The sequence below is a fragment of the Enterobacter cloacae complex sp. 2015409 genome (assembly GCF_041365315.1).
Lineage (GTDB): Bacteria > Pseudomonadota > Gammaproteobacteria > Enterobacterales > Enterobacteriaceae > Enterobacter > Enterobacter pseudoroggenkampii.
The window spans coordinates 1-14,375 of record NZ_JBFTVM010000008.1 but is presented as its reverse complement, the minus strand read 5'-3'; the positions used below and the strand labels follow the sequence as shown (position 1 = coordinate 14,375).

The window sequence follows — 14,375 nt, the reverse complement described above, 5'->3', positions numbered from 1 at the left end:
GGTGTGTGATGCCGGGCTTTTTTATTAGCTGAGTTAAGACCTACCCCAGAACAAAAATATCCCCTGTTGCCGGGGTAACCGCGTCCGGCAACCACAAATTGCCCCATTTTCCCGTACAATGGCAGCCCATTATTTTGTCGGGTTGTAGGCCGTGCAGAAACTGCCTGAGTGCCCAGAGCTTACGCGGTGACGCACAGCGAAGATGGAAACCACCGAAAATTGCATGAATATGGTTGATGCCGGTTATTCTCTGACAGTGACGCACAATATCGATCAGACCTCGGTGCCCACAGCCGATAAAAATGACCAGGCCACGGTCAGATTTATAAATTAGAACCCCTTCATCTTTCACATAATCCACATTCGCATTTTTACTACCGATAACACCGTATGCGTGCGGTTTGGCGACAGGGATCTCCCCTGACCATATAAAGCGCTTCCCAATCTGGAGCGGGGTGCTGCTGTACTCCATGCGATAGTGTGAATAATCATTTTTCAGCGACAACTTTTTTAATCTGGCGGTATACCCTGAAAACTGTATTGCCGAGTAGCGCTCGCAGGCCACGTCGGGATGGCAGACGATCCGGCAATTATCCGGTAACCACGGAACGCCGCCGCAATGGTCATAGTGCCCGTGAGAAAGTACAGCTGCGGTCAGGCGGGTCAAATCGACTCCCATCAGAGCTGCGTTATGTATGAAGCTATCATCCGGACCGGTATCAAACAGAATGGAATCATTTTCATCCTGTATAAACAGGCTGAGTCCTGCTTTAGCTCGCAGTAAATTTTTAGCGCCGGGATTAGGTCTGTTCTCCAGCAGGACACTGATTGTTATGGACATGTTCGCTCTTTCCCTGAAGTGAAGATTCGTTACCGCCAGGCATTGACCATACACCGTGTATATATAATCGTCCCCATAAAAACTAAAACGACTTTCCTGCCGTTTTTCCAGCGCTTTTCCATTCACTATTATGCTTCTATCCGCTGTCGACGCCGTGCGTTTCCCGCTATGATGAGCGGCTAGTCTAAGGAGAACGCATGGTCTGGATAATGCTGGCAACGCTTGCCGTGGTGTTTGTGGTGGGATTTCGCGTCCTGACCTCAGATTCCCGCCGCGCCATCAAACGTTTAAGCGAGCGTCTGGGCATCACCCCGATGCCGGTCGAGTCGATGATCGACCAGTTTGGTAAAACGTCGGGCAATGAGTTTATCCGCTACCTTGAGCGCCCGGACGAAGCGCATCTGCAAAACGCGGCGCAGGTGCTGCTGATCTGGCAGGTCTGCATTGTCGACGGTAGTGAAGAGAACCTGCACACGTGGCACCGCCTGCTGCGTAAAGCCCGCCTGGCTGCGCCTATCACCGATGCACAAATTCGTCTCGCGCTTGGCTTTATGCGCGAGATGGAACCCGATCCGCAGGAGCTGAACGCCTTCCAGCTGCGCTATAACCAGCTCTTCCTGCCGGAAGAGGGCGTGTTTTATCTGCACTGATCCCCTGTAAAAACGACAAAAGTTGTCTAAACGTTAAATTCGTCACACTTTTGATGATAAACTGCGCGACTTTTCCGTACGTTTTTATCTTCAGGTGATGCCATGACAGAACATATCCAGCCCACGACCAGACCGCAGACCAACGAGGTTTCACGCCCCAACTGGTCGGCCGTCTTCGCCGTGGCGTTCTGCGTCGCCTGCCTGATTACCGTTGAGTTTCTGCCGGTCAGCCTCCTGACGCCGATGGCGCAGGATCTGGGCATTTCCGAGGGCGTGGCGGGTCAGTCCGTTACCGTCACCGCCTTCGTGGCGATGTTCGCCAGCCTGTTTATCACCCAGGTGATTGGCACCATCGACCGCCGTAAAGTGGTCATCCTGTTCAGCGTGCTGCTGACGCTCTCCTGCCTGCTGGTCTCCTTCGCGGAAAGCTTCACCCTGCTGCTGCTCGGGCGCGCCTGTCTGGGGCTGGGATTAGGCGGCTTCTGGGCGATGTCGGCCTCGCTCACCATGCGCCTGGTGCCCGCGCGTACGGTGCCAAAAGCGCTTTCCGTTATCTTCGGTGCGGTTTCTATCGCGCTGGTGATTGCCGCGCCGCTGGGCAGTTTCCTGGGTGGGATCATCGGCTGGCGTAACGTCTTCAACGCGGCGGCAGTGATGGGCCTGCTCTGCATTATCTGGGTGTGGAAGGCGCTGCCGTCCCTGCCGGGCGAAGCGGCGCATCATAAGCAGAACATGTTCAGCCTGCTGAAGCGCCCCGGCGTGCTGGCAGGGATGACCGCGATCTTTATGTCCTTTGCCGGGCAGTTTGCCTTCTTCACCTATATACGCCCGGTGTATATGACCATGGCGGGCTTTGACGTCGACGGCCTGACGCTGGTGCTCCTGAGCTTCGGCATCGCCAGCTTTGTCGGCACGTCGCTGTCGTCTCAGTTCCTGAAGCGCTCCCTGAAGGTGGCGCTGGCGGGTGCGCCGCTGGTGCTGGCAGTGAGCGCCACGGTGCTGGTGCTGTGGGGCAGCGATAAGTGGGTCGCGTCGGCGATTTCGATTATCTGGGGCTTTGCCTTCGCGCTGGTGCCGGTGGGCTGGTCGACGTGGATCACCCGCTCGCTTGCCGATCAGGCGGAAAAAGCCGGGTCGATTCAGGTGGCGGTGATCCAGCTGGCAAACACCTGCGGCGCGGCCATTGGCGGCGTGGCGCTCGACCACCTGGGGCTGACGTCACCGCTGGTGATTTCCGGCACGCTGATGCTGCTGACGGCGCTGCTGGTGGCAAGGAAGGTTAAAGCGAAGTAGTGTTTTTCTCCCTCTCCCGTGGGAGAGGGTTGGGGTGAGGGCATCAGGCTACGCCGATGCCTTAACCCTTCTACGCGAATCCATCGAAATCAGCACCACCGACGACACAATCAGCAGCGTTCCCAGCCAGTCCGGCAGGGTGAACGCCACGCCCAGCAAAATCACCGACAGCAACGCGCTGCTCAGCGGTTCGGCACAGCTCAGAATGCTCGCCTTCGGCCCGCCGATCATCTGCGCGCCTTTCAGATACAGGCTGAACGTCAGCGCCGTGCCGATCACAACCAGATAGAAAAACGCCAGCAGCAGGCTGCCGTCAATCACGAAGGTCGTCCCGCGCCCGGCGTAGAACGGCGTCAGCATTAACCCGGCAATCAACATGCTCCAGCCGACAATCGGCAGCGTACCGTAGCGGGCGATAAGCGTTGACGGGTACGTCGTATAAAACGCGGCGGCAAACGCCGAGGCGATGCCGAAGAACAGCGCGGCAGGCGAGATGGAGAGCGAGGTTGGGTCGCCGTGGGTCACCAACAGGAAGGTGCCAACAAGCGACGTCATGATGGCCGAAAGCACAAACACGCCGGGACGCTTTTTCCGCGCCAGCGCGAACCACGCCACAATGATGGTCGGTGACAGAAACTGCAGCACGGTAGCGGTCGCTGCGTTGGATTTTTCAATCGTCAGCAGGAAGGTGAGCTGCACGGTGAGCGCGCCGACCAGCGAGAAAAACAGCAGGCTGAGGGCGTCTTTGCGATGCTTGATGACCGAGAAAATCTTGTCGCCGTGAACGAAGGAGAGCGTCAGCAGGATCACGCCGGTAAACAGCAGGCGAACCATGGTCAGGTAAGGCGAAGAAATGTGGCTTTTCTCCATGATGTACTGCGCGCAAACGCCGGAACTGCCCCATAAAACGGCGGCGATCAGGACGTTCAGCATCCCTTTACGTGTGGAACCCATTTTCTCCCCTGTTATGTTGGTTTTTTTGTAGCATAACATGGGATCTTGCCGGGTGGCGCTACGCTTACCCGGCCTACAAAACCTTGTAGGCCCGTGCAAGCGCAGCGCCGCCGGGCGAAACAAACGGCGCTCTACTAGAACCACGCCTCCCACATCGCGCCGACGTTGAAGTCGTCGAGCGTCTCGTCTTTGGTGTTATTCACGCGCGCGGTGCGTGCGTTATCCACCTTGCCGCCGGTCACGTAGAAGCGCAGCATCGGACGGAACTCTGGCCCCATGGCGATAGACATGTTCTGCGACAGGGTCAGCTTCCAGCCCTTATTATCGCCGCCGTTGTCGTAATCCACGTGCTGCCAGCCCGCTTCCAGCCAGGTGGAGTGAACGTCGTTCCACCAGTGCATCGGACGCACGATGGCGTTGTAGTTCTTACGGTTGTCGGTCTTATCACGGCTGTTGTCGTAGTCGTGGAAGGCGAGGATGTACTCCACCTGCGTGGCCTGGGTGAATTTGTACAGCCCTTCGAAGCTGGCGTAGACCGTGGTCAGGTCTTCGGTTTTATTGAACACGCTGTTGTCCGAGTTATCGGAGTAGCGGGCAATCATCTTGTTCACGCCGCTGTCGTTGGTGTGGCTCAGCACCACGCCGCCCTGCCAGGCGTTCAGACGCTCATCGCTCTCCACCGCTTTTGAATCAAAGCCGTAGTTGGCGTACAGCTCCAGATCCAGCGGACCGAGCTTCATACCGTGGATTTTAGAGGTGGCCGCGTAGTTACCTTTGTCGCCCGTGCCGGACCCGCCGGTACAGGTGATGCGTGACGGGTTCGCTTCGTCTTCCATCACTTCCGGGCTACAGGATTCCACTGCCGCCACGGCAGCGACGTCAAACTGCACGCCGCCGATATCGAAGTTCTTCACCCCGGCGCCCTGGCCGTCGTGGTTCATCCAGAAGTAATCGTTGATGCCCTGCTGCGGACGCTGGTGGAAGTCGCGACCGGCCCAGAAATAGGCATTCGGGTTGGAGGCCATAATATTGGTCACCCCCGCGTAGGCCTTTTTCAGGTTAACTTCGTCGCCCCAGTGGTCGATCATCACGTTGATGTCCCAGATGGCGCCGTTTTCGCCCTTGAAGGCTTTAGAGAGCTGGAACTCGCCGCCGTTGCCTTCGTTACCCAGACGACCAATTGCGGACGCGCCGTTGTAGGAGCCATCGACCGCCACATATTTCTGATCGGCGGCCTGGAAGTGCGCGCCATAGCGGGCGTAGCCGGTAAATTTAATCCCGAACGGAATCGCCATGTCCGGGGATTGCGCCGCGCTCTGCGGCTCGGTCACCACGTCCGCTTTTTTCGCGACGGCGGCATCCATTTTGGCCTGACGTTCGGCCAGGGCTTTATCCACCGCTTTCGCCACAATGGCGTCGATTTGCTCCTGCGTGAATTCCTGGGCGAGCACGGAAATTGGGCAAAGCGCGGCGATAACCGCCATAGTTAATGGAAGTTTTTTAATCGTATTCATGGTTATCTCAATATAGTTTAATTTTATTCAGACAATAACCATCCCGCTCCGATCTGACAGAATATGTCGCTATCATCAGAACAAGTGGATTTCTAGTTTTAGGTACAGAGGTATTACAGTAATTTATTTCGCCATAGACTATCTCTGATATAAATGAATAATTTCTTCGGATAATTCACGCGCTAATAAGGAGTTCATTAAATGATCCTGCGCGTGCACCATAATTAAGGTCATCGGCTGGCGGGCTTCGCCCGCGTCCTGCTCAATCAGTTTGGTCTGCATCTTGTGCGCCTGACGCGCGTAGCCGTCGGCTTCGCGCAGCAGGCTTTTGGCTTCGTCAATGTTGCCCTGGCGCGCCGCGTGCAGCGCTTCAAAGCACAGGCTGCGGGACTGCCCGGCGTTGACGATAATTTCCATTACGGCTTCTTCTAGTGCGATCATCATCATTACTCTTTATCAAAGCTATTATTTAAGGCGGTGGCGGCAAACCACTCCCCGCTTTTCTTAATGGTGCGCTGCTGCGTCTCCAAATCGAGCTGGATAAATCCGTAGCGATTTTTATAGGCATTACACCACGACCAGTTATCAATAAATGTCCACATATGGTAGCCAAGACAATTACACTCTTCGCTTATGCCTTTATGCAGCCACGTTAAATGCTCAGATATAAAATCAATGCGGTATTGATCGTTAATCTGGCCATTTTCAATAAAACGTTGCTCGTTTTCGACGCCCATGCCGTTTTCAGAAATAAAGCAGCGGGGGTTGCCGTAATTGTCGCGCAGGTTAATCAGAATATCGTAAATACCCGGCGCGTAGATTTCCCAGCCGCGGTAGGGGTTCATCTTGCGGCCCGGCATCTCGTAGCTATCAAAGAACCATTCCGGCATAAACGGCGACTGCGGGTTCACCGCGCTGTCGCGACACTTCACGCGACGCGGCTGATAGTAGTTAATGCCGAGCAGGTCGATTTTCCCTTCCGCAATCAGGAAACCGTCTTCCGGCTTGCAGGCGGGCAGCTGGTCGTAAGATTTCAGCAGCGCCACCAGATCGGCCGGGTATTCGCCGCGCAGGACCGGATCGAGGAAGCTGCGGTTAAACATCAGATCCGCAACGTGCGCCGCCTTCACGTCTGCCGGGTTCTGCGAACGCGGATACGACGGCGTCAGGTTCAACACGATGCCGATCTCCCCCGCGTAGTGCCCGGCGCGGTAGGCCTGAACCGCCTTCGCATGGGCCAGCACCGTGTGATAAGCCACGGTGGCCGCCCGGCGGAAATCCACTACGTTGGGGTAGTGGAAGTCGTACAGATAACCGCCTTCCACCGGCACGATCGGCTCGTTGAAGGTAAACCAGTGCAGCACGCGGTCGCCGAACAGCTCGAAGCAAATCTGCGCATAGCGGGCGTACGCGTCCACTACGTCACGGTTTTCCCAGCCGCCAATTTCCTGCATCGCCATCGGCATGTCGAAATGGAACAGGGTGATAAACGGCGTGATGCCCTGTTCATTCAGCTCATCAATGACCTGATTATAAAAATCGACCGCGTCCGGGTTCACTTCACCGATACCGTCGGGGATCAGGCGCGCCCAGCTAATCGAGGTACGAAAGCTGTTGTGGTTCAGCTGTTTTAACAGCTGAATGTCCGTTTTCCAGTGCTGATAAAACGTGGAGGTGTGCTGCGGCCCCACGCCGTTGTGAAAACGGTTCGGCTCGCGGGCAAACCAGTAGTCCCACGTGGTTTCACCCTCTCGTGTCCCTTCCGTCTGGAGAGCGGAGCTTGCGCTGCCCCACCAGAAGTTATCGGGAAATGCGTATTTCATGACCCTTCCTCTTTGACTTAATTACTTGTGGCTTCAGCGGCACCCACGGCTGCAGCCTGGGCTTTCTGCTCTTCGTTTTTAATCAGCGTACGCTCATAGGCGCGCAGGAACGGCAGGTACATCAGCGCCGACATCACCATGCAGACGAGGCACATCACCACCGGGCTCAGCGCCCAGTTCGCCGCCCACGAGGCGCCAATCGGCGCGGGCGTAGTCCACGGGGTTAACGAGACCACCTGTGCCAGCCAGCCGAGCTTCGTGGCGCCGTACGCCAGGCAGGCGTTGACCAGCGGAACGAACACGAACGGGATAAACAGCATCGGGTTCATGATGATCGGCGCGCCGAACAGAATCGGCTCGTTGATGTTAAAGAAGCTTGGCACCACGCCCATTTTGCCGATGGTGCGCAAGTGGGTAACGCGGCTGCGCAGCAGCAGGAAGGCCAGCGGCAGGGTGGAACCGACGCCGCCAATCAGCAGGTAGTGATCCCAGAAACCTTGCAGATAAACGTGCGGCAGCGCCGCGCCTGCGGCCAGTGCCGCCTGGTTTGCCGAGAGGTTCGCCATCCAGAACGGGTTCATGATGCCGGTAACAATCAGCGAGCCGTGGATACCCGCGAACCAGAAGATCTGGCACAGCAGCACGGAGAGCAGAATGGCGGGCAGGGAGTCAGACGCGGACACCAGCGGCTCCAGCAGGTGCATGATCGCCTGCGGGATAATCATCCCGGTCTGCGCTTCAATGAACAGGTTCAGCGGGTGCAGCGTGCCGATCACCACCATCACCGGGATCAGGATCTCAAACGAACGCGCCACGCCGGTGGGCACTTCCTTTGGCAGGCGGATGGTGACGTTGTTCTGCTTCAGCCAGGCGTACACGCGGGTTGAGTAAATGGCGGCGATCAGCGCGGTGAAGATGCCCTGGCCGGAGAGGTACTGGGTTGAGATTTTGCCGTCGGCATACGGCGCGGCGACCAGCAGGAAGGCCATAAAGGCCAGCAGGCCGGACATCACCGGGTCGAGGTTAAACTGACGCCCCAGGCTCGCCCCAATCCCTACCGAGATGAAGAAGGTCATCACGCCCATGCTGAGGTTAAACGGCAGCATCAGCTGTTCGCGGTAGGTTTGGGAAAAATCCAGCCAGCCGCGGGCGAAGCTGTTAGTGGTATCCGCCGAGAACGGCGGGAAGATGAACACCAGCATAAACGAGCCGATGATCATAAACGGCAGCGCGGCGGTAAAGCCGTCGCGGATGGCAATCACGTACTTTTGCTGACCGAGCTTCGCGGCCAGCGGGGTAATTGACTGCTCAATCACCGCAACCATGGATTGATATAACGAACTCATGTGAACACCTTTTAGTGTGCCGCTTCGATGAGCGACAGAGCAAAGTCCAGTACTTTATCGCCACGCTGCATGCCGTAGTCCATCATGTCGATGGGCTGCACCGGAATGCCATGCGTCGCCGCCTTGTCTGAGAGTGTCTGTAACATGTATTTCACTTGCGGTCCGAGAAGTACCACCTGGTATTGCGGAAACTGCGTATCAAATTCGGAAACACCGTACGCATCAATCTTCACCGACAAACCACGTTCTTTCGCGACATCGACCATTTTGCTGACCAACAGGCTGGTGGACATCCCGGCAGAGCAGCACAGCATAATCTTGAACATCGACAACCATCCTCTAAATGTAAAAAGTTATTGCGAGGATGATTGGACATGATACGGAAACCGGTTTCCATTCATAAAAGACAGAACTGTGACAACCATCAAGATCCAATACTTATGAGGCTAATTAACCGGATGCAGGTCACATAATTTGGCTGTTTTGACATCATTTGGAGTGGAAACGGAAAATCGGTTTCCATGGAAAACGGAAACGGATATACTCCGCTCTGGCTATAATGTGAGCCGAAGCGGTCATGGAATTTGCAGGCGCGAGGTAAGCCTGCCAGGGGAAAGAGATGTCGACAATCAATGATGTATCACGTCTTGCCGGGGTGTCTAAAGCCACGGTATCGCGAGTGTTGAGTGGGTCGCGTGGCGTAAAGGAAGCCAGCCGTCAGGCCGTTCTGAAGGCAGTGGATGAGCTTAACTACCGGCCTAATGTGATTGCCCAGTCGCTGCTGAGCCAGTCTACGGGCTGTATCGGGGTGATTTGCGCCCAGGAAAACATTAACCAGACCACCGGTTATCTCTACGCGCTGGAAAAACAGCTCAGCCAGCATCAAAAACACCTGCTGCTGCGTTTCGCGCACAGCAAAGCGGAAGTGATGCACGCTCTTGAGGAACTCTCCTGCGGGCTTTGCGATGACATCCTGGTGATTGGCGCGCGTTTCCCGCTGGACGTCGACATGGACAACGTCATTCTGGTGGACTGCATGGAGTCTGATAATTCCAACAGCATCCAGTTCGATCACGCCTTTGCCGCCGAAACCGCCTGTAACTACCTGACCAGCCAGGGGCGACGCCAGATTGCCCTGATCCATCCGCACGGCAGCGGTTTTGCTGACCAGGTGCTGCTCGGCTACAAGCACGCGCTGGAGAAAAATTTCCTGCCCTTTAATCGCAACCTTGTGTTCATGGACGCGACCTCGTCGTCCGTTGCGCTACAGGAGCTGCTGAATAACGCCAGCACGCTGAACTTCAACGCGCTGCTGGTGGCGGACGAGCAGGAAGCCCAGCGGGTGATCCCGCAGCTGCAGGCGTTTAATAAATCCGTGCCGGACGACATTATGGTCTTTAGCCTGGCCGGATCGCTGCACCTGCCGGGTATTCCGGTGATCCCGGCGATTGAATATTCTATGGATGCCATGGCGGCGCGTATCGTGAGCTGGCTGACGGAGAAAACGCAGATGCTGGGATCGTATGTGCTGCGCGGGGATTTGATCATTCCAGACGTGCGTAAGCGTTAAACATGTTGTGTAGGCCGGGAAAGGCGCAGCCGCCACCCGGCGAGAAGCACGTTTCCAGCCCTCAGTAATCTTCCATACAATCCACCTGACCAACCGCCGCCCAGTAGGCATCCAGGTTGTCGCGCTTCACGGCGGTAACGGCATTTTTGATCAGCAGCTGATTGGCCTCGGAGGACAAAATCATCGCCTGCCAGGCCTTATCGCTCTGCTTTTTCTGTGGCGTACAGGTTTTCTTAATATCTTTCAGGACCTGCTGCTTTATTTGCGCCTCTTTCGCCGGATCCTCCTTTTCCTGAGCATGGACAAACGCGGCGAAGAGCAGACAAACCAGCAGGCAGACAAGGTGTGCAGCTTTCATCAACAACCCCCTTTTGACGTCACAGGCTTCCCATGAAATATATCGTTACATTCAGTGTAGCGCCGCCAGCCGAAAGTATGAATTTTCTCTACGTTGCGTGTGTGAGATAGTGAAACGGCACAGATAACAAGGAGAAAAAATATGCACCTGAGCATTACTCATGCGGTTACGGCGCAGGAAAAAGAAGAGTTACTCACCGGCCTGAGAGCCTACAATGCGCAGTTTCTGGATCTCTCCACATTCAGCGGGGATATTGGCGTTTACGTGCGGGACGACATCGGCACCATGCTCGGCGGGCTCATTGGGGTGCGCAAAGGCGACTGGCTGAATATCGACTTTCTCTGGGTGAGCGATGCCGTGCGCGGATCCGGCGTGGGCAGCCAGCTCATCAGGACGGCCGAAGAAGAAGCCAGGCGCAAAGGCTGCAAGCACGCGCTGGTCGATACCGCCAGCTTCCAGGCGCGTCCGTTCTATGAAAAACAGGGGTACCAGCTGCAGATGTCTTTGCAGGATTATCCGTACCCGGGCATGCAGCGACATTACCTGGCGAAAGCCCTTTAAGCCCTTAATCTGTAGGCCGGGTAAGCGCAGCGCCACCCGGCCATACCCGCATATAACCGATCCTTCTTATTGATTCTTTTTCGGTTTTTATTTCCCCGCCTCGTTGTCGATATAGTCACTAAAACATTCAGCAAAAGGAACTGTCTTGTGAAACGTCGATTGGGTGCTCTGGTACTGGCTGGCCTGCTGCTGGCAGGGTGCGATCAAAGTGGCAGCGATGCCAAACACATTAAAGTCGGCGTCATCAACGGCGCTGAACAGGACGTGGCGGAAGTCGCCAAAAAGGTGGCAAAAGAGAAATATGGCCTGGACGTGGAGCTGGTGGGCTTCAGCGGCTCGCTGTTGCCTAACGATGCCACCAACCAGGGGGAACTGGATGCCAACGTCTTCCAGCATCGCCCGTTCCTTGAAGAAGATAACAAGGCGCATGGCTATAAGCTGGTGGCCGTGGCGAACACCTTTGTTTTCCCGATGGCCGGCTATTCCCGCAAAATTAAATCCGTGTCTGACCTGAAGGACGGGGCAACCATTGCCATTCCAAACGACCCGACCAACCTTGGCCGCGCGCTGTTGCTGTTGCAAAAAGAGAAACTCATTACCCTTAAGCCGGACACCGGGCTGCTGCCCACGGCGCTGGATATTACCGCCAACCCTAAGCAGCTGAAAATTATGGAGCTGGAAGGGGCGCAGCTGCCGCGCGTGCTGGACGACCCGAAAGTGGATGTCGCCATCATCAGTACCACCTATATCCAGCAAACCGGGCTGTCACCGGTGCATGACAGCGTCTTTATTGAAGACAAAAACTCGCCGTACGTGAACATCGTGGTGACGCGCGAAGACAACAAGGATGCGGAGAATGTGAAGGCGTTTATCGAGTCGTATCAGTCACCTGAAGTGGCAAAAGCGGCTGAGACGATCTTTAACGGTGGTGCAGTGCCGGGTTGGTAAACGATGTGACAGAAAACAGGTTGCTTCTCTTGGCCCGATTCCATCGGTAATCGCCCTTTAACCCACAGCGTCAATTGAGACGGCTGGCTATCCTCTTTATCACACCAACAGGAGGATAGCCCATGAACATTACCCACATTCGCAACGCCACCCAGCTGATTTCCTACGCCGGAAAATGTCTTTTAATCGACCCGATGCTGGCCCCAAAGGGTGCTTATCCTGGCTTCCCCGGCACGGCGTATGCCGAACGCCGTAACCCGACGGTTGAACTCCCCGTTGACGTCAACACGCTGCTGGACGCCGACGCGGTGATCGTCACCCATACCCATGACGATCACTGGGATCGCGCCGCGGCGGAGCTGATCGCCAAAGACAAACCGATTTACGTGCAAAACGACCGTGACGCCGCGCTGCTGCGCAGTCAGGGATTTAGCAACCTGACGGTCATGACCGACGCGACCACCTTCGGCGATATTCAGATTACGAAAACCCGCGGCGGTCAGCACGGGACCGATCGCGCTTATGCCGTGCCGGAGCTGGCGGATCGGCTGGGCGAGGCCTGTGGCGTGGTGCTGCGTCATCCTGATGAGAAGACGCTCTATCTTGCAGGGGATACCGTCTGGCGTGACGAGGTAGCGGCCGATCTGCAAAAGCACCAGCCGGACGTGGTGGTACTGAACGCCGGCTATGCCCACGTCATTGGTTTTGGGCCCATTATTATGGGGCAGGAGGATGTGCTCAACGTTCATTTCCTGCTGCCGCAGGCTAAAATTGTGGCGAGCCATATGGAGGCCATTAACCACTGCCTGTTGACCCGCAGCGCGCTGCGTGAATACGTTGAAGCTAATCAGGTGAGTGACGCGGTGAGCATTCCCCAGGATGGCGAAACCGTTATATTCTGAGTGCGTTAAAGGGAAAGGAGAGACAGATGTCGCTAATCAACGTCGCGATTGTCGCGGTAGACGGGTTCAGCCCGTTTCACTACTCCGTTCCCTGCATTCTGTTTGGCGACTCGGTCTCCGGCGAAAAGCGCTTTAACGTAACGATTTGCGCCGAAACGCCGGGGTTCCTTACCTCAAAAGACGGATTTGCTCTCAACGCCACGCAGGATTTTACCGCCATTGGGCAGGCCGATATTGTTGTCGTTCCCTACTGGCAGCACGTTCTGGAACGCCCGCCGCAGGTGCTGCTCGACAGCCTGGTGCAGGCGAGAGACCACGGTGCAGAAATCGTCGGGCTGTGTCTGGGATCGTTTGTGCTGGCCTGGGCGGGGATCCTCGACGGCAAACGTGCGGCCACCCACTGGGAGTTCGAACGTCAGTTTCAGTCGCTCTTCCCGAACGTTCAGCTGGATATTAATGCCCTTTACGTGGATGACGGCAATATCATCACCTCCGCCGGTACTGCCGCTGCCCTCGACTGCTGCCTGTATATCATTCGCCAGCGCTTTGGCAGCGTGGTCGCCAACCAGATTGCCCGCCGGATGATTGTTCCGCCCCACCGCGAGGGCGGGCAGGCGCAGTTTATCGCCCAGCCGGTACCCAAAGATACCCGCGACGGACGCATTAACTGCCTGATCGACTACCTGCAGCAGCACATCACCGAACCGCATAGCCTGGATTCCCTGGCGGAGGTGGTTTCGATGAGTCGCCGAACCCTGACCCGTCATTTTATTAAAGCCACGGGGATGAGCGTCGCTGACTGGCTTACCGCCGAACGCCTGCGGCGCAGCCAGATTTTGCTTGAAGCCGGAAATATGCCGATTGAACGCGTTGCTGAGCTTGTGGGATTTAATTCCGCCGTCACCTGGCGACAACAGTTTAAAGCACGTTTTGGGGTGAGCCCCGCAGAGTGGCGAAAAACGTTTCGGCTTCATGCCTAGTGTATTACCACTAACTCAAGATTTAAGGGTGAGTTAAACAATTTCTTATTTTCTCTTAATATCCTTTTCACTTTTCTGAAAGAACTATTAATTTTAGGTGCCCTAATGCAAATTAGATATACTCGCCTTAAGAATGCTCTTATATTACAAAAATAATCATTGCGGACGTTTTTGTGGCATGGATGAATAGCTCCAAAATAAAAAATAGAATAATTTCATTAGTAAATTATGCTGCTGCTATCTTATTGGCTGTCTTTTTTTTAGCGCGCGCCAATGCTGCGCCGCTGTCGCCAGCCGATCGCGATTCCATTCAACAGCAACAGCAGCAGCTTTTATTACAGAACCAGCAACAGCGTGAAGAGCTGGAGCGCAGTATTCCTCGCCCCGCGCCTGCCAGACCGCTGCCTGTTACCGGCTCCGGGCCCTGTTTCACCATTCATACCATTACCCTTTCCGGTGCGACCTTAATCTCCCCGAAAACCCGGCAGACCCTTGTCGCGCCGTGGCAGGGCCGCTGTCTGGACATGGCGAAAATAACGGAACTTCTCGCCCATATTTCTGACTGGTATATCAGCCGGGGATATATCACCAGCCGCGCTTTTCTTACCGAGCAGGATCTCTCCGGCGGCCAGCTG

The 14,375-nt window shown here is 55.8% G+C and carries 16 protein-coding genes; 8 read left to right on the top strand and 8 right to left on the bottom strand.

The window, feature by feature from the left end:
- Nucleotides 1–40: 40 nt before the first annotated feature.
- On the bottom strand, nt 41–841 hold the full coding sequence (locus tag ACDO57_RS21685) for an MBL fold metallo-hydrolase (RefSeq protein ID WP_290094987.1): 801 nt from the start codon (nt 839–841) through the stop codon (nt 41–43).
- Between the two features lie 197 nt (nt 842–1,038).
- Between ACDO57_RS21685 and ACDO57_RS21680 the strand changes: the two genes are divergently transcribed.
- The gene (locus ACDO57_RS21680; protein ID WP_024907368.1) at nt 1,039–1,491 is read left to right on the top strand and encodes a DUF1198 domain-containing protein; all 453 of its coding nucleotides are present in this window, start codon (nt 1,039–1,041) and stop codon (nt 1,489–1,491) included.
- A 102-nt stretch (nt 1,492–1,593) separates the two neighbouring features.
- On the top strand, nt 1,594–2,784 hold the full coding sequence (nepI, locus tag ACDO57_RS21675; protein ID WP_370884582.1) for a purine ribonucleoside efflux pump NepI: 1,191 nt from the start codon (nt 1,594–1,596) through the stop codon (nt 2,782–2,784).
- A gap of 48 nt (nt 2,785–2,832) precedes the next feature.
- Here the strand turns inward: nepI and ACDO57_RS21670 are convergent, their stop codons facing one another.
- From ACDO57_RS21670 to ACDO57_RS21645, 6 genes are all read right to left on the bottom strand, one after another.
- Nucleotides 2,833–3,738, bottom strand: a complete 906-nt coding sequence (locus ACDO57_RS21670; protein WP_370884581.1) for an EamA family transporter — start codon at nt 3,736–3,738, stop codon at nt 2,833–2,835.
- A gap of 134 nt (nt 3,739–3,872) precedes the next feature.
- Nucleotides 3,873–5,252, bottom strand: coding sequence for a carbohydrate porin (locus tag ACDO57_RS21665; protein ID WP_370884580.1), 1,380 nt, complete (start codon nt 5,250–5,252; stop codon nt 3,873–3,875).
- A 138-nt stretch (nt 5,253–5,390) separates the two neighbouring features.
- Nucleotides 5,391–5,693: a PTS lactose/cellobiose transporter subunit IIA gene (locus tag ACDO57_RS21660; protein WP_008500136.1), complete on the bottom strand. Its 303-nt coding sequence runs from the start codon at nt 5,691–5,693 to the stop codon at nt 5,391–5,393.
- A gap of 5 nt (nt 5,694–5,698) precedes the next feature.
- The gene (locus tag ACDO57_RS21655; protein WP_032654357.1) at nt 5,699–7,075 is read right to left on the bottom strand and encodes a glycoside hydrolase family 1 protein; all 1,377 of its coding nucleotides are present in this window, start codon (nt 7,073–7,075) and stop codon (nt 5,699–5,701) included.
- A gap of 17 nt (nt 7,076–7,092) precedes the next feature.
- A complete protein-coding gene (locus tag ACDO57_RS21650) occupies nt 7,093–8,421 on the bottom strand; it encodes a PTS sugar transporter subunit IIC (RefSeq protein ID WP_031275290.1) in 1,329 nt (442 codons plus the stop codon).
- An 11-nt stretch (nt 8,422–8,432) separates the two neighbouring features.
- The gene (locus ACDO57_RS21645) at nt 8,433–8,747 is read right to left on the bottom strand and encodes a PTS sugar transporter subunit IIB (RefSeq protein ID WP_021242703.1); all 315 of its coding nucleotides are present in this window, start codon (nt 8,745–8,747) and stop codon (nt 8,433–8,435) included.
- 293 nt (nt 8,748–9,040) lie between these two features.
- Between ACDO57_RS21645 and ACDO57_RS21640 the strand changes: the two genes are divergently transcribed.
- Entirely contained in the window at nt 9,041–9,991 is a 951-nt protein-coding gene (locus ACDO57_RS21640; protein WP_023293714.1) for a LacI family DNA-binding transcriptional regulator, read from the top strand.
- A gap of 61 nt (nt 9,992–10,052) precedes the next feature.
- Here ACDO57_RS21640 and ACDO57_RS21635 read toward each other — a convergent pair whose 3' ends face one another.
- Nucleotides 10,053–10,349, bottom strand: a complete 297-nt coding sequence (locus ACDO57_RS21635; RefSeq protein ID WP_048992761.1) for a YicS family protein — start codon at nt 10,347–10,349, stop codon at nt 10,053–10,055.
- 141 nt (nt 10,350–10,490) lie between these two features.
- Between ACDO57_RS21635 and ACDO57_RS21630 the strand changes: the two genes are divergently transcribed.
- The 5 genes from ACDO57_RS21630 to ACDO57_RS21610 form a co-directional block, all read left to right on the top strand.
- Nucleotides 10,491–10,910 (top strand): GNAT family N-acetyltransferase, encoded by a 420-nt coding sequence (locus ACDO57_RS21630; RefSeq protein ID WP_148769209.1) that lies wholly within the window; start codon nt 10,491–10,493, stop codon nt 10,908–10,910.
- Between the two features lie 147 nt (nt 10,911–11,057).
- Nucleotides 11,058–11,858, top strand: a complete 801-nt coding sequence (gene nlpA / locus ACDO57_RS21625; RefSeq protein ID WP_370884579.1) for a lipoprotein NlpA — start codon at nt 11,058–11,060, stop codon at nt 11,856–11,858.
- Nucleotides 11,859–11,980: 122 nt separating this feature from the next.
- Complete coding sequence (locus ACDO57_RS21620) at nt 11,981–12,760, top strand: MBL fold metallo-hydrolase (RefSeq protein ID WP_370884578.1); 780 nt, start codon at nt 11,981–11,983, stop codon at nt 12,758–12,760.
- 26 nt (nt 12,761–12,786) lie between these two features.
- Nucleotides 12,787–13,740, top strand: a complete 954-nt coding sequence (locus tag ACDO57_RS21615) for a GlxA family transcriptional regulator (RefSeq protein WP_061716241.1) — start codon at nt 12,787–12,789, stop codon at nt 13,738–13,740.
- A gap of 182 nt (nt 13,741–13,922) precedes the next feature.
- Nucleotides 13,923–14,375 (top strand): POTRA domain-containing protein (locus ACDO57_RS21610; protein WP_370884593.1); only part of this gene is annotated, 453 nt, incomplete at its 3' end.